Origin of the sequence: Serratia sp. CY83965 (assembly GCF_052166375.1) — a bacterium.
GTDB lineage: Bacteria > Pseudomonadota > Gammaproteobacteria > Enterobacterales > Enterobacteriaceae > Serratia > Serratia marcescens.
Genome location: NZ_JBJNOV010000001.1, coordinates 182,766 through 197,097, shown reverse-complemented (window position 1 = coordinate 197,097; position 14,332 = coordinate 182,766). Strand labels below are relative to the sequence as shown.

Sequence of the window (14,332 nt, the reverse complement as noted above, 5' to 3'; positions counted from 1 at the left end):
ATCGGCCTCAATGTTCAAGTTAAATACGTACTTTTCCTATTGACAGTAAAACTTCATTTACGTTCCCTCTTTCGATAATAATATTTCCGGAAACAATTTTCTTTTTTTATCGAGACAGGTTACCTCATCGCCCGCCTCACTATGCCTGCCCCCAGCACCGCTAATTCATTATCCAAAAGAATTGAGGACGGGAAGAAAAGAAATGCGTGTCGCTCTGCCTGATGACAGAAATGGATAATAGATACGTGGAAGAGAGGTGACAAAAGCGCGGATTGGCGAAGCCCAAATGGGTGGGGACCCTGCCAGCTACATCCCGGCACACACGTCACCTGCTGCGGCTGCTTCCTTCCGGACCTGACCGAGTTCACAAGTTAGTGTTGCGGGAGAACCAACAGGGCCCCCATTGACGGCTTCTGTACTCTGAAGCGGTGGGCATTATCGGCGATGCCCCACCAAATAGCAAGCCAACCGGGGCCAACCGCTGTTTTCTTACCCACCTGCGCTGTGGCACACTCTTCACCTGGGTTTTGACTCGTGCAGGAACAGCAATATGCAACCAGAAGACGCCTCTTTCAGCCAGCGGGTTTTCCATATCGTGGCCGCCATCCCGTTCGGCAAAGTCACCACTTACGGTGAAGTCGCCCGGCTGGCCGGCTCGCCGCGCGCCGCGCGTCAGGTTGGCGGCGTGCTGCGGCGTTTGCCCGAAGGCAGCACGCTGCCCTGGCACCGGGTGATCAACCGGCACGGACAGATCTCGCAGCAGGGGGAGGATTTTCAACGGCAACGGCAGGCACTGCTGGCGGAGGGGATAATTTTCGGCCCACACAGCACGGTCGATTTCGAACGCTACGGCTGGCGCTGGTAAAACAAAACAGCCTTTGGCCGAAGCGCAAAGGCTGTTGATTTCATCTTGCTGTACCGCAGTAAGTTTACTGCATGGCGGTTGGCGCAGCCTGAATCGGCACACCCTGAACCGGAACCAGCAGCAGATCGGCGCGGGTGCCGTTGCGGTTAACCACTTCCTGGATGGTGTCGGTAATGAACATCAGGCGCCCGTTGACCGTCACCGCCGCGCTCAGAATGATGCGCGCATTCGGTTGGATGTCGGACGGGTTGTACGGCAGCGTAAAGCTGAATGGCGCCTGCTGCCCTTCAGTACGTACCGCGCGCTGTGCAATCACTTTGGACGGCGCATCTGCCAGCGAAGCGTCAGAGAGGGTGACCGTCAGTACGGCGTCCGGCGGCAGCGCAATGCGCTGACGTATATTAACCGAACCTGTCACCGCCGGGCCCTGAATCTGCGTTTGCGCAGCCGCCGGGTTACCGGCCGCCTGTGTAGGCACATCGGCACTCTTTTGCGCGCATCCTGCCAGCGTGATCGTCAGTGCCGCGGCACCGCCTACGATTTGCCAGAGTTTCATGGATCGGTCTCCTTTTTTATTATCAACATGTTGGTGGCTTTCACCACCTCACCTATTAAACCTAGCACAAAACACTGATAAATCCACTTTACCCCGTCTATTAATCACTTAAACAACCCAAGGCGTCCATGATTAAGAGCATTCTCATCGGCCCTTAACGCAAAATGTTGACGCCGCGCCGTGATATTCCGCACACTGCGCAAAATGATTATTAGAAAGGTAACAACTTTATGAGCCAGGCATTGCAAAACCTCCTCGATCTGCTGGATCTGGAGAAAATCGAAGAAGGATTGTTCCGCGGTCAGAGTGAAGATCTGGGGCTGCGCCAGGTGTTCGGCGGGCAGGTGGTCGGCCAGGCGTTGTACGCCGCCAAACAGACGGTGCCGGACGAGCGCAGCGTGCATTCGTTCCACAGCTACTTCCTGCGCCCGGGCGACAGCAGCAAACCTATCGTTTACGACGTGGAAACCCTGCGCGACGGCAACAGCTTCAGCGCGCGCCGCGTCAGCGCCATCCAGCACGGCAAACCTATCTTCTATATGACCGCCTCCTTCCAAAGTCCGGAAACGGGCTTCGAGCATCAGAACCTGATGCCGGACGTGCCGCCGCCGGAAGGGCTGCTGTCTGAATCAGAGATCGCCCAGAAGCTGGCGCATATGCTGCCGGAAAAAGTGCGCGAAAAATTTATCGGCCAGAAGCCGATCGAAATGCGCCCGGTGAAATTCCATAACCCGCTGAAAGGCAGCGTGGAAGAACCGCATCGCTATGTGTGGTTCCGCGCCAACGGCAGCATGCCGGACGATCAGCGCATCCACCAATATCTGCTGGGCTACGCGTCGGACTTTAATTTCCTGCCGACGGCGCTGCAGCCGCACGGCGTCGGTTTCCTCGAGCCGGGCATGCAGGTGGCCACCATTGACCACTCAATGTGGTTCCACCGCCCGTTCCGCATGGATGACTGGCTGCTGTACGCGGTGGAGAGCTCCTCCGCCTCCGGCGCACGGGGCTTTGTGCGCGGCCAGATTTATACCCGCGACGGCGTACTGGTCGCCACCACCGTGCAGGAAGGGGTGATTCGCCAACGCGACGCCTGATCCGCAGCATAAAGAAAGGGGCGATGTTTCCATCGCCCCTTTTGGCTTCATCATTATTTTAGTCTTTAGCGCACTGCCCTGCTTTGAGCCTTACTGGTTGTAGGCGCTCTCGCCGTGGCTGTTGACGTCCAGCCCCTCGCGTTCCTGCTCCTCCGTCACTCTCAATCCAACCATGGCGCCCGCGATCTTGAAGGCGATAAAGGCGGCGACGCTCGACCACACCAGCGTGATCAGCACGCTCACCAGTTGGATCCAGACCTGATGGCCCATCGTCACCCCTTCGGCGTAACCGGTGCCGCCCAGTGAAGAGGCGGTGAACACCCCGGTCAACAGGCAGCCGACGATGCCGCACACCCCGTGCACACCGAACACGTCACAGGTGTCGTCCACTTTCAGCCATTTTTTCAGCGTCACGACGCCCCACAGGCCGGCGACGCCGCCCACCAGGCCGATGATCAACGCCCCGCCCACCCCCACGGTGCCCGCCGCCGGCGTCACTGCAACCAGCCCGGCGATCATGCCGGAGCAGGCGCCCAGCAATGAAGGCTTGCCGCGCAGCACCCACTCGGCGAAGGTCCAGGAGAGAATGGCGCCCGCAGTGGCAACCACGGTATTGAGGAATGCCAAGGCCGCAATGCCGTTGGCCGCACTGGCGGAACCGGCATTGAAGCCGAACCAGCCGATATACAGGATGGACGCCCCGGTAAACACCATCGGCAGGTTGTGCGGTTTGAAGGCCTCTTTACCGAAGCCGGCGCGTTTGCCAATCAGGTAGGCGCCGATCAACCCGGCGCTGGCGGCGTTGATGTGCACCACGGTGCCGCCGGCGAAGTCCAATGCGCCGTCGGCGGCCAGGTAGCCTCCGCCCCACACCATGTGCGCGATCGGCAGATAAGACAGCGTGAACCACAGGATCGCGAAGATCAGCACCGCCGAGAAACGAATGCGTTCGGCGAAGCCGCCCACCACCAACGCCACGGTGATACAGGCGAAAGAGGCCTGGAAAGCGACGTGGATCATCTGGCTGATGCTGCCGGTGACGCTGTCGATGCCGATGCCTTTCAACATCGCCGTCTCGAATCCGCCGAACACCGCATTGCCTTCGCTGAACGCCAGGCTGTAGCCATACAGCACCCACAGCACGCAGACCAACGCGAAGGTGACGGTGACCTGCGTCAGCATCGACAGCACGTTTTTACCGCGCAGCAGACCGCCGTAAAACAGCGCGATGCCCGGCAGCGTCATGAACAGCACCAACGCGGTGCAGATCATCATAAAGGCGTTGTCGGCCTTATCGGCGACCGCCGGGGCGGCCAGGGCCAAAGAAGGAACCAGGGTTACCGAACTCAGGCCCAACATGGATAACAGTCTTTTCATTATCAATCATCCCCATCACTTAACTGAGTTCGCGGTTACAGTGCCGATTCGTCGGTTTCACCGGTGCGAATGCGGATCACGCGTTGCAATTCGGCAACGAAAATTTTGCCGTCGCCGATTTTGCCGGTGTAGGCGGCTTTGCTAATCACATCAACCACTTCATCCAACTGATCGTCGGCGATGGCGATATCGATTTTGACCTTGGGCAGGAAGTTGACGTTATATTCGGCGCCGCGATACAGCTCGGCGTGCCCCTTCTGGCGGCCAAAGCCCTTCACTTCGGTTACGGTCAACCCCTGAATGCCCACGGAGGACAAGGCCTCGCGCACGTCCTCCAGCTTGAACGGTTTGATTACCACGGTCACCAGCTTCATATTGCCCCTCCACGAATTAAGCCCAAACTCACCCCTGGTACGCGTCATATGTAGCAAGGGCTGTGCCAAATTTAATTTTGCAGGGCGATTCAGCGGATTGGCGGGCTCGCGGGCGCAGCCGCGAGGCAGCACGGCACCAATACCTTGAATAGGTTAAATAATGCGCACCGATTTGGTGCGCATCGCGTCGAAAAAGTGCAGAAAGGGGGCGTGGCCCAGATGGTTTGCCTGCTTATGGTGCGTTGGAAAGAAAGAAGGGCCGCGAGCGCGGCCCATGTTCAGGCGGGTTGGCTCTCCTCGCGCACCGCTTCCGCCAGTTGTTCGCCCGCCAGCTGCAGCTGATACATCTGGTAGTAGCGCCCCTGCTGCGCCAGCAGCTGTTGATGGTTGCCCTGCTCCACCGCCTGGCCGCGATGCAGCACCAGGATGGAGTCGGCATCGACGATGGTCGACAGTCGGTGGGCGATCACCACCAGCGTGGTGTGCTCGCGGATCGCACGCAGCGCGCGCTGGATCGCCTGTTCGGTGCCCGAGTCGATATTGGCAGTCGCCTCGTCGAGGATCAGAATCTGCGGCGCCTGCACCAAGACCCGCGCCATCGCCAGCAGCTGTTTCTGCCCGACCGACAGGTTATTGCCCTGCTCCCCCAACCGGGTGTGAATACCCTGCGGGAAGCCGCGCACCAGATCCGCCAGCTGCACCGTTTCCAGCGCCCGCCAAACGGCGTCTTCCTCGATGTTACGCCCCAGCGTGACGTTGGCCAGTACCGAATCGGCGATCACCACCGGATCTTGCTGCACCATCGCTACGCCCTGACGCAGCGTGCGGTGCGACAGGCTGGAGATCGGGCGTCCATCGAGACGCACTTCCCCCTCGCTGACCGGGTAATAGCCCATCAGCAGGTTGGCCAAGGTGCTCTTGCCGCTGCCGGTATGCCCGACCAGCGCCACGAAGCCGCGTGATGGCACCGCCAGCGAAATATGCTGCAGCACCTTTTTGTCCGCACGGTAAGCGAAGCTCAGATCGGTGATGTCGATGCGGCCACCGGCCAACGGACGATCGTCAATACCGTAACTCTGCTGGCTGCGATCCATCAGCTCGAAAATGCGTTCGCCGGCCACCACCGCCTGCTGCAGGATCGATTGCTGTGACGTCAGCTCGATCAACGGTTCATTCAGGCGCCCCAGGTAGTTGATGAAGGCGTAGAGGACGCCGACGCCAATCACGCCCTCGCCGCTGAAGCCGAACAGCATCAACAGGCCGCACAGCACCAGCGCCGAAAACAGGCTGAGCAGCGGCCGCAGCAGAAAACCGTCGAGCCGTAGGGTCTGCATACGCGCAAGATAATGCGACTGGCTGGCGGCGCTCATGCGCTCGCCGAAGCGCACCTGCTGGCGGAACTGCTGAATCACGCCCATGCCGTTGATCACTTCGTTGAAACCGTCGTTGATGTCCGCCAGATAGCTCCGCACCCGGCGCACGATCGGCGTGCTGTAGTATTGATAGATGCCCATCACCACGAACACCGCCGGGAAGATGCAGACCGCCACCAGCGCCATGCGCCAGTCGAGGCTGAACATCGCCACCAGCATGGTGCCGATCAGCGCGGCGCTTTTCAGCACCGTGGAGACCACCATTACGTACAGATCCTTGATCACCTCGGTGTCGTTGGTAACGCGCGAGATCAATTGCCCGACCGGCTGCGTGTCGAAGGCGCTGAGCGGCTGGCGCAGCGCGGCGTCCATCACGTCAGTACGCAGCCGCTGCACCACCCCCACCGCCGCTTGGTTGAACAGCAGCGCCTGGAAGTAGTGCAGCGCCGCCGCCAGCAGCTCCAGCAGAATGTAAGCCGCCGCCAGCCCGCCGACGATCGTCAGCGGCAGTTGCCCTTTGGCGACGTAGTTATCGATAAAATAGCTCACCAGGATCGGCCCGGCGACTTCCGCCGCCGCCGCGATCCACAGCATCAGCACCGCCAGCCCCAGCGGTTTGCGGTACGGCGAGCCATAGGCCAGCAGCCGCTTCAGCGTCGGCCACAGCTTTTGCACTTTATTCATCGGCCAACGCCTCCTCGCCGTTTTCCGGCGCTTCGTCCAGCGCCGCTTCCAGCTGCTGATAACGGTACATATCGCGATACCAGCCCGGCTGCGCCGCCAGCGCCGCCGGGTCGCCGCGTTGCGCTACGCCGCCGTGCTGCATCACCAGGATCTCGCTGGCTTCGGTCAATGCCGACAGCCGGTGCGCACTGATGATCACCGTACGATCTTGCCCCCAGCTGCGCAGGTTGTGCAGGATTTGGTGTTCGGTACGGCCATCCACCGCCGACAGCGCGTCGTCGAGGATCAGGATCTCCGCATCCAGCAGCAGCGCACGCGCAATGGAGATGCGCTGTTTCTGCCCGCCCGACAGCATCACGCCGCGTTCGCCCACTTCGGTGTCATAGCCCTGCGGCAGCCGCAGAATGTCCTCATGAACGCTGGCCAACCGCGCCGCCTGTTCGATCTGCGCCTGCGTCGCCCCCGGATGGCCCAGCGCGATGTTGTTCGCCACGGTATCGGAGAACAGGAACGGCGTCTGGCTCACCACCGACAGCCGCGAACGCCAGTCGTCGAGTTTGACCTGCGGCAACGGCAAGCCGTGATAGCGGATCTGCCCTTGGTCGACGTCGAACTGGCGCTGGATTAGCGACAAGAGCGTCGACTTGCCGGCGCCGGTCGGCCCGCACAGCCCCAGCATCTGCCCCGGCTTCAGCGTCAGCGCCACGTCATGCAGCGCCGGATGTGGGTTTTCCGGGTAGTGGAACGCGCGGATATCCACGTCCAGCACGCCGCGCCCTGGCGGCAACGCCTGCGGGCCATCCTGCACCGCCGGCGCCTCGTCGAGCAGGCTGCGGATGCGGCTGTAGGCCGCGCTGCCGCGCTCGACGATGTTAAACATCCAGGCCAGCGCCAGCATCGGCCAGATCATCAGGCCGAGATACATCACAAAGCTGGTCAGCTGCCCGAGCGTCAGCGACCCGTTCACCACCATCCAGCTGCCGCCGCCGATGGCCAGCAGGTTAGAGGCGCCGATGGCGATATAAATGGTCGGATCGAAACGCGCATCCACCCGCGCCACATGCATGTTTTTGGCCCCGGTCTGCGCCGCCACCTCGGCAAAGCGATTGGATTGGTGATCTTCCAGCCCAAAGGCCTTGATCATGCGGATGCTGGTCATGCTTTCCTGCGCCTGATCGTTCAGGCTGGAAAACGCCGCCTGCGCCGATTTAAAACGCTGGTGCAGCTGGTCGCCGTAATATTTGATGGCGATCGCCATCAGCGGCATCGGGATTAACGCCAGCACCGTCAGCTGCCAGCTGATTTGGGTGCTCATCACCACCAGCACCACCAACCCCATCACCAGCGAATCCACCAGCGTCAGCACGCCTTCACCGGCGGCGAACACCACGCGGTCCACGTCGTTGGTGGCGCGCGCCATCAGATCGCCGGTGCGGTGGCGCAGGTAGAACGCCGGGTTTTGCCGGCTTAGCTGGCGGTAAAAGTTTTCGCGCAGCTCGACCGCCAACTGGTAGGACGCGCCAAACAGCAACACCCGCCACACATAGCGCAGCAGGTAAACGACGATCGCGGTGCCGATCATCAGCCCGAGCCAGGCCATCAGCACACCGGTGGACATCTGTTTTTCGGTGATACCGTCCACGATGATGCCGACCAGCTTAGGCGGCAGCAGTTGCAGGATGGCGATGACGATCAGCAGCACCACCGCCCCGAGGTAGCGGCGCCACTCCCGGCGGAAGTACCAGCCAATTTGAGCAAATAATCTCACGCAGTTTGATTCCAGGGTTTTATGGGATTTGTCTCTTTTTCTGCTTCAGCAGAGCAGGATACCACCGTTAAGCCGCCCGTCCGGTGAACTTTTCACTCTGGTACCGGCAGCGCGGTGGTGTATTTGATTTTTTCCATGGCAAAGCTTGAGGTGACATCGATGAGGCCCGGTACGCCGTTCACCAGGCGCTTATAAAAGCCGTCGTAGCTTTTCATGTCCGCCACTTCGACCTGCATCAGGTAGTCGTACTCCCCCGCCATGCGGTAGAACGCCAGCACCTCGGGCATCTGGCTGGTCAACTGCACAAACGCCTGATACCACTCGCTGCTGTGCTGCTGGGTCTTGATCAGCACGAACGCCGTCAGCCCCAGGCCGAGCTTTTCGTTATCCAGCAAGGCCACCCGGCCGCGGATATAGCCCTCGTCCTCCAGGCGCTTCAGCCGTTTCCAGCACGGCGTCGAGGTCAAATTGACCGCATCGGCCAGCGTCTGCAGCGACTGGGTGCAATCTTGCTGCAGCATGCACAGCAGCTTACGGTCTGTTTTATCTAACATATCGACCACCAGGAGAAAAATTTTCTCTCATTAGGCGATTAAACAGGAAAAATGGCAACCCTTTTTTCCTGCCGACAGGCTATGCTACGCCATAAACCAGCCCCCTATTCTGAGGCCAAATCATGACAAACTCTTGGGTAAAATATGCTATCGGTGAAATAGAAGCGGATTTTCAGCGCTCCGCCGATACGCACCTGATCCGCCTGAACCTGCCGGCGTTTCCCGGCATCTGCCTGTATCTGAAGGATGAGAGCACCCACCCGACCGGCAGCCTGAAACACCGTCTGGCGCGTTCACTGTTCCTCTATGGCCTATGCAACGGCTGGATCACCGAGAACACCACCATCATCGAGTCCTCTTCCGGCAGCACCGCGGTGTCCGAAGCCTACTTCGCTCGTCTGATCGGCCTGCCGTTCATCGCGGTGATGCCGTCCTGCACCGCGCGCCGCAAGGTGGAGCAGATCGCCTTTTACGGCGGCCGCTGCCACTTCGTCGATCATGCCGCTCAGATCTACGCCGCCTCCGAACAGCTGGCGCAAGAGCTGAAAGGCCACTATATGGATCAGTTCACCTACGCCGAACGCGCCACCGACTGGCGCGGCAACAACAATATCGCCGACAGCATCTTCCGCCAGATGGCGCGCGAACCCTTCCCGGTGCCGAAACACATCGTGATGAGCGCCGGCACCGGCGGCACCTCCGCCACGCTGGGGCGCTATATCCGCTATCAGGGGCACGACACCCAATTGACGGTGGTCGATCCCGAAAACTCGGTGTTCTATGACTGCTTCCACCACGGCGATCGCACCCTGATCGGCAGCTGCGGCAGCCGTATCGAAGGCATCGGCCGCCCGCGCGCCGAACCGTCGTTCATCCCGTCGGTGGTCGACAGCATGCTGCGGGTGCCGGATGCCGCCAGCGTCGCCACCATTCACTGGCTGGAAGGCGTGCTCGGCCGCAAGGTTGGCGCCTCCACCGGCACCAATGTCTGGGGTGCGCTGCAGCTGGCGAAACAGATGCGGGAAAACGGCGAGCAAGGGTCGATCGTCACCCTGCTGTGCGACAGCGGCGAGCGTTACCTGGATACCTATTACAACCCGGAATGGGTCAGCAACAACATCGGCGATCTGCAGCCGTATCTGGCGCAGCTGGCGGATTTGTAACGCCAGGCGTTAGGTAAAAAAAAGCCGGGTAGTCATACCCGGCCGGCTGTAAGGAGAACCTCATTCTTCGGGGGAATAGGTGAGGCAAGGTGAACGCAGCCAATGTTGTAAATAGTGGGCCACCGCCTGCTGTTGGCAATGGCCGATAACCGGTAGCTGCGGCAGCAGGGATTTCAACTGCGGCAGGGCGTTGCCCATCACCACGCCGTGTCCCACCGCCCCCAGCATCTCTTTGTCGTTCATCGCGTCGCCGAACGCCATGCAGTCGGCCATCGTCAGCCCCAGATGGCGGCTCAGCCGGTCCAGCGCCGTGCCCTTGTTGCAACCGAGCGGCAGCACCTCCAGACAGTCGTAGGCGGAAAAGCACAGGTCTGCCTCGTCGCCCAACTGCGCCCGCAGCTGCACCTGCAACGCCAGCAACTCTTCATGCGGCGCGACAAAGCACACCTTGCTGTTGCCGAACGCCGGCAGACGGCGCACATCGGCCAGTTGAAAACGAAAGCCGCTCAGGTGGTGCGCCCGCAGCATCTCTTCCGGCACGGGAAACTCGGTCAGCCAACCTTCGTCGCGGAATACATGCATGCTGGCGCGGGTGCGCCAATGATGATGCAGCACCTCTTCGGCAATCTCCGCCGGCAGGTCGGTGGCGTGCAGCTGTTGGCCGCGGTTGTCATATACCCGCGTGCCGTTGCCGGTGATCAGGTAACCGTGCAGCCCCAGTTGCGCCATGATCGGTTGCGCATCGAGGTAGTGCCGCCCGGTGGCGAACGTCACCACCATCTCCCGCTCCACCAGTTGGTTCAGCACCGCCAGCGTTTCCGGACCAACCCGGTGATCCGGCATCAACAGCGTGCCGTCCATATCGAAAGCTGCCAGGCGATACATAAAGACCTCTTGAATGTGAACGCGATTACAATCACTGCAGTATGGGATGGCATTTGCGGAAGTAATAGTGAACAATTTGAGAAAACTGTTCCGGATTTCTGCCCATGCGCCTGGTTCACCGTCTCAGCCAATATCAACGCCTGTACCATCAGCTCGGCAGCGCGCCGGTCGCCGTGACCATCGGCGAGCTGGCGGCGATGTTCTACTGCAGCGAACGCCATGCCCGCACGCTGGTGCAACAGCTGCAGGATCAAGGCTGGCTGAGCTGGCATTCGCAGCCCGGCCGCGGCAAACGCGCTCGCCTGCACTGCCTGAAAACCCCGGATGAACTGCGCGCGCAGCTGTTGCAGCAGCTGTTGCAACAGGGCAATCATCAGGGGGCGCTGGAGATGGCGCAGCTCGATCCGCAGCACCTGCAGGATCTGCTCAGCCCGCACCTCGGCGGACAATGGCAGGCCGGCAGCCCGACGCTGCGCATTCCCTATTACCGCACGCTGGAGGCGCTCGACCCGCTCACGCTGACCGGCCGCGCCGAACAACATCTGGTGTCGACCCTGCACGCCGGACTGACGCGCCTGATGACCGGTAACCCGGAACCGCAACCCGATCTGGCGCACCATTGGCAGATTAGCGATCGCGGCCTGCGCTGGCGCTTCTTTCTGCGCAGCCAGCTACGCTGGCACAACGGCGAACCGTTGACCGGCCACCAGCTGCTGCAAACGCTGGAAAAACTGCAGCGCCATCCGCGCAGCCAACCGAGCCTGACTAACGTCGCGCGCATCAGCCTGCCGCATCCGCTGTGCATTCAGTTCGATCTGCAGTTGCCGGACTATTGGCTGGCCCACCGGCTGGCGGAGCTGCCTTGTCTGATGACCCATCCGGAGCTGCCGGCCATCGGCGCCGGCCCGTTCAAGCTGACGTTGAATGAACCGCAGCTGGTGCGGCTGGAACAGCACGCCGGTTATCATCTGCAGCATCCGTATCTGGACACCATCGAATACTGGATCACCCCCGATTTACCTACCGCCGGCGCCGACACCAGCTGCCAGCATCCGGTACGCATCACCATAGGCCAGCAAGACGATTTGGCGCAGGCCCGGCCAGTGCAGCGCAGCATGAGCTTGGGCTGGTGCTATTTGGCTCTGAACCTGCGCCACGGCGTGCTGAGCGAAGCCCAGGGGCAAAAGCTGCTGATGCTGATCCAGCAGTCCGGCCTGCTGAACCATCTGCCAATCCCCAACAGCGTGATCACCCCCAGCCATGAAATGCTGCCCGGCTGGCGCATTCCGCACCAACAGGTCGAAGAGGACGTCGCCCTGCCCGCCCGGCTGACGCTGCTGTATCGGCCGCCGGTCGAGCTGGAAACGGTGACGGCAGCGCTACAGCGGTTGCTCGCGCAGCACGGCTGCGAGCTGGAAGTGCGCTACTACGCCGGCAAGCGCTGGCAAAGCGAGGAACAGATCGCCCAGGCCGATCTGCTGCTGGCGGACAACCTGATCGGCGAAGCGCCGGAGGCGACGCTGGAGAGTTGGCTGCGGCAGGATACGCTGTGGCGCGGCATCCTCACGGAAAGCCGCTGGCAGCAGCAACAGGATATGCTGCGGCAGATCCAGCAGCTGCAGGCGCAGCAACCGCGCTTCGAACAACTGCAGGCCTATTATCAACAGCTGATGGCCGCTGCCATCATCACGCCGCTGTTCCACTACCAGTATCAGATCAGCGCGCCGCCGCGCATGCATGGCGTGACGCTGACCGCGCACGGCTGGTTCGATTTTTGCCAGGCGTGGCTGCCGCCGCCGGTGGATGACGCACCGGCCTGAGCCGAACCGCCCTGCGCCTGGCGGCCCTTTCTGCTACTATTGTCGCCGCAACGCAATTTTTATCCTGCCGCCCGAATGTGTATCGGGAGAGGCCAAAGCCCAAAAAGGTGATTTTATGAAGCGCGCGGTTGTCGTTTTCAGCGGTGGACAAGACTCCACGACCTGCTTGATCCAGGCATTGCAACAGTATGACGAAGTTCACTGCGTCACGTTCGATTACGGCCAGCGCCATCGTGCCGAGATTGAAGTGGCTCAAGCGCTGTCGGTAGCCCTCGGCGCCAAGGCGCACAAGGTGCTGGACGTGACGCTGCTCAATGAGCTGGCCGTCAGCAGCCTGACGCGCGACAATATTCCGGTTCCCGCCTACGATCCCAACCAGAAAAATGCGCTGCCGAGCACCTTCGTGCCGGGCCGCAACATCCTGTTCCTGACGCTGGCGGCGATCTACGCCTACCAGGTCGAAGCGGAAGCGGTGATCACCGGCGTGTGTGAAACCGATTTCTCCGGCTACCCGGATTGCCGCGACGAGTTCGTTAAAGCGCTGAACAAGGCGGTGACGCTGGGTATCGCCCGCGATATCCGCTTCGAAACGCCGCTGATGTGGCTGAACAAGGCCGAGACCTGGGCGCTGGCGGATTATTACCACCAGCTGGATCGCGTACGCCAGGATACGCTGACCTGCTACAACGGCATCAAGGGTGACGGCTGCGGCGAGTGCGCCGCCTGCAACCTGCGCGCCAATGGCCTGACGCAGTACCGGGCCAACCAGGCAGAAGTGATGGCGGCGTTGAAACAGAAAGCCGGCCTGGCCTGAGGGCAGTGACGGCGGCAGCCTCTGCCGCCCGTGAGCTTACTGCGGATTATCCTTCAGCGTGAGCGCCTCCAGGTGCTCGCGCAATTCGCCTTCGATCGGCAGCGCCCGCTGCGTTTTCAGATCGACGCACACGAAAGTCAGCAGCGCGTCTGCCACCGGCGTCCCCGCCGGATCCTGCGTCACCTTTTGGCTCAGCACCCCGCTCTTGCCGTTGAGCTGCACCATCTGGCTGTCGATACGCAGCTTATCCCCCAATACCGCCGGGCTGCGGTAATTGATATTGATGTTCACCACGATGAAAGCGATGTTGTTTTCCGTCATCCAGCGGAACCCGGCTTCGTTCTCCAACCACTCCCAACGCGCCTCTTCCAGAAACTCCAGATAGCGGGCGTTGTTAACGTGCTGGTAAACATCAAGGTGATAACCGCGAACTTTGATAAAGGTTTGCATAGGGAACGATCGCTCCTGCCTGGTGATTACAGAAAGAGGGAGCCACGCTGGCTCCCTCGCCCGTTTGGTCAACGCGCCAAACTGGTAAGACCTGTAAAATGTAGCAGAGGAGTCACGGCCTCAGCGGCATTTTGCCACGCAGCCGCGACCGGGATCACATTTTCAGCCGGGTGCGGTTCTTCTCAAACAGCGCTGGCCCGATGCCCGGCACCTCCTGCAACTGCTCAACCTGGGTGAACGGCCCGTTCTGTTCGCGATAGCGCACGATGCCTTCCGCCTTCTTCAGACCGACGCCGCTCAAGGCGGCGGCCAGCTGTTCGGCGGTGGCCTGATTGATGCTGACCGCCGCCTCTTCGGTTGCCTTGGTCATCACCGATTGCCCGCCATTGCCCACCGGTGTTGAGAGCATGGGCGCCTCGTTTTTTTCCACCGCGGCGGCCGGCCCGGCCAGGCATAACAACAGCGCGGTCAGCGCGGCGTTAACGTGACGACGGTAACCGAAAAACGCTTTTTTCTCTGAATATTGCATGCTGTATCCTCCTTGTGTGTGACAGC

At 61.0% G+C, this 14,332-nt stretch carries 14 protein-coding genes and 1 other RNA gene; 5 read left to right on the top strand and 10 right to left on the bottom strand.

Translation table 11 applies throughout. From position 1 onward, the window contains the following. Positions 1-297: 297 nt before the first annotated feature. An RNA gene (ffs, locus tag ACJ8PL_RS01010) (signal recognition particle sRNA small type) lies at positions 298-394 on the bottom strand. A 156-nt stretch (positions 395-550) separates the two neighbouring features. Here ffs and ACJ8PL_RS01005 point away from each other — a divergent pair. Then, positions 551-865, top strand: a complete 315-nt coding sequence (locus tag ACJ8PL_RS01005) for an MGMT family protein (protein WP_004940317.1) — start codon at positions 551-553, stop codon at positions 863-865. Between the two features lie 64 nt (positions 866-929). Here ACJ8PL_RS01005 and ACJ8PL_RS01000 read toward each other — a convergent pair whose 3' ends face one another. Continuing rightward, complete coding sequence (locus tag ACJ8PL_RS01000; protein WP_016928846.1) at positions 930-1,421, bottom strand: YbaY family lipoprotein; 492 nt, start codon at positions 1,419-1,421, stop codon at positions 930-932. Positions 1,422-1,651: 230 nt separating this feature from the next. Here ACJ8PL_RS01000 and tesB point away from each other — a divergent pair, with 230 nt between their 5' ends. Beyond that, positions 1,652-2,515 (top strand): acyl-CoA thioesterase II, encoded by an 864-nt coding sequence (gene tesB / locus ACJ8PL_RS00995; protein ID WP_016928847.1) that lies wholly within the window; start codon positions 1,652-1,654, stop codon positions 2,513-2,515. Between the two features lie 90 nt (positions 2,516-2,605). On the opposite strand, the gene amtB is transcribed toward tesB, so the two are convergent. The 5 genes from amtB to ACJ8PL_RS00970 all read right to left on the bottom strand — a co-directional run bounded on the left by amtB (position 2,606) and on the right by ACJ8PL_RS00970 (position 8,645). Beyond that, complete coding sequence (gene amtB, locus ACJ8PL_RS00990) at positions 2,606-3,892, bottom strand: ammonium transporter AmtB (RefSeq protein WP_442530751.1); 1,287 nt, start codon at positions 3,890-3,892, stop codon at positions 2,606-2,608. A gap of 35 nt (positions 3,893-3,927) precedes the next feature. Beyond that, positions 3,928-4,266, bottom strand: coding sequence for a P-II family nitrogen regulator (gene glnK, locus ACJ8PL_RS00985; RefSeq protein WP_004940327.1), 339 nt, complete (start codon positions 4,264-4,266; stop codon positions 3,928-3,930). A 278-nt stretch (positions 4,267-4,544) separates the two neighbouring features. After that, a complete protein-coding gene (smdB, locus tag ACJ8PL_RS00980) occupies positions 4,545-6,323 on the bottom strand; it encodes a multidrug efflux ABC transporter permease/ATP-binding subunit SmdB (protein ID WP_197833085.1) in 1,779 nt (592 codons plus the stop codon). After that, complete coding sequence (gene smdA, locus ACJ8PL_RS00975) at positions 6,316-8,091, bottom strand: multidrug efflux ABC transporter permease/ATP-binding subunit SmdA (protein WP_230490074.1); 1,776 nt, start codon at positions 8,089-8,091, stop codon at positions 6,316-6,318. Before smdA ends, smdB begins: the two co-directional genes overlap by 8 nt. A 92-nt stretch (positions 8,092-8,183) precedes the next feature. Next, a complete protein-coding gene (locus ACJ8PL_RS00970) occupies positions 8,184-8,645 on the bottom strand; it encodes an Lrp/AsnC family transcriptional regulator (RefSeq protein ID WP_141970646.1) in 462 nt (153 codons plus the stop codon). Between the two features lie 122 nt (positions 8,646-8,767). Here ACJ8PL_RS00970 and ACJ8PL_RS00965 point away from each other — a divergent pair, with 122 nt between their 5' ends. Further along, a complete protein-coding gene (locus ACJ8PL_RS00965; RefSeq protein ID WP_442530750.1) occupies positions 8,768-9,808 on the top strand; it encodes a PLP-dependent cysteine synthase family protein in 1,041 nt (346 codons plus the stop codon). A gap of 60 nt (positions 9,809-9,868) precedes the next feature. Here ACJ8PL_RS00965 and cof read toward each other — a convergent pair whose 3' ends face one another. Continuing rightward, a complete protein-coding gene (gene cof, locus ACJ8PL_RS00960) occupies positions 9,869-10,693 on the bottom strand; it encodes an HMP-PP phosphatase (RefSeq protein WP_442530748.1) in 825 nt (274 codons plus the stop codon). 104 nt (positions 10,694-10,797) lie between these two features. Between cof and ACJ8PL_RS00955 the strand changes: the two genes are divergently transcribed. After that, a complete protein-coding gene (locus ACJ8PL_RS00955) occupies positions 10,798-12,513 on the top strand; it encodes an SgrR family transcriptional regulator (RefSeq protein WP_097102652.1) in 1,716 nt (571 codons plus the stop codon). A gap of 115 nt (positions 12,514-12,628) precedes the next feature. After that, positions 12,629-13,327 carry a 7-cyano-7-deazaguanine synthase QueC gene (gene queC, locus ACJ8PL_RS00950; protein WP_016928855.1) on the top strand — a complete coding sequence of 233 codons (699 nt, stop codon included), beginning with the start codon at positions 12,629-12,631 and terminating at the stop codon, positions 13,325-13,327. Positions 13,328-13,363: 36 nt separating this feature from the next. On the opposite strand, the gene ACJ8PL_RS00945 is transcribed toward queC, so the two are convergent. Further along, the gene (locus ACJ8PL_RS00945; RefSeq protein ID WP_004940344.1) at positions 13,364-13,777 is read right to left on the bottom strand and encodes an acyl-CoA thioesterase; all 414 of its coding nucleotides are present in this window, start codon (positions 13,775-13,777) and stop codon (positions 13,364-13,366) included. Between the two features lie 154 nt (positions 13,778-13,931). Then, a complete protein-coding gene (locus tag ACJ8PL_RS00940; protein WP_016928856.1) occupies positions 13,932-14,306 on the bottom strand; it encodes a ComEA family DNA-binding protein in 375 nt (124 codons plus the stop codon). Between the last annotated feature and the right edge of the window lie 26 nt (positions 14,307-14,332).

Coding starts and splice junctions, on each gene's coding strand:
- ACJ8PL_RS00940 (WP_016928856.1), bottom strand. CDS start 14,306: ATGCAATATTCAGAGAAAAAAGCGTTTTTCGGTTACCGTCGTCACGTT.
- amtB (WP_442530751.1), bottom strand. CDS start 3,892: ATGAAAAGACTGTTATCCATGTTGGGCCTGAGTTCGGTAACCCTGGTT.
- ACJ8PL_RS00955 (WP_097102652.1), top strand. CDS start 10,798: ATGCGCCTGGTTCACCGTCTCAGCCAATATCAACGCCTGTACCATCAG.
- ACJ8PL_RS00965 (WP_442530750.1), top strand. CDS start 8,768: ATGACAAACTCTTGGGTAAAATATGCTATCGGTGAAATAGAAGCGGAT.
- glnK (WP_004940327.1), bottom strand. CDS start 4,266: ATGAAGCTGGTGACCGTGGTAATCAAACCGTTCAAGCTGGAGGACGTG.
- ACJ8PL_RS01000 (WP_016928846.1), bottom strand. CDS start 1,421: ATGAAACTCTGGCAAATCGTAGGCGGTGCCGCGGCACTGACGATCACG.
- cof (WP_442530748.1), bottom strand. CDS start 10,693: ATGTATCGCCTGGCAGCTTTCGATATGGACGGCACGCTGTTGATGCCG.
- smdB (WP_197833085.1), bottom strand. CDS start 6,323: ATGAATAAAGTGCAAAAGCTGTGGCCGACGCTGAAGCGGCTGCTGGCC.
- ACJ8PL_RS01005 (WP_004940317.1), top strand. CDS start 551: ATGCAACCAGAAGACGCCTCTTTCAGCCAGCGGGTTTTCCATATCGTG.
- tesB (WP_016928847.1), top strand. CDS start 1,652: ATGAGCCAGGCATTGCAAAACCTCCTCGATCTGCTGGATCTGGAGAAA.
- queC (WP_016928855.1), top strand. CDS start 12,629: ATGAAGCGCGCGGTTGTCGTTTTCAGCGGTGGACAAGACTCCACGACC.
- ACJ8PL_RS00970 (WP_141970646.1), bottom strand. CDS start 8,645: ATGTTAGATAAAACAGACCGTAAGCTGCTGTGCATGCTGCAGCAAGAT.
- ACJ8PL_RS00945 (WP_004940344.1), bottom strand. CDS start 13,777: ATGCAAACCTTTATCAAAGTTCGCGGTTATCACCTTGATGTTTACCAG.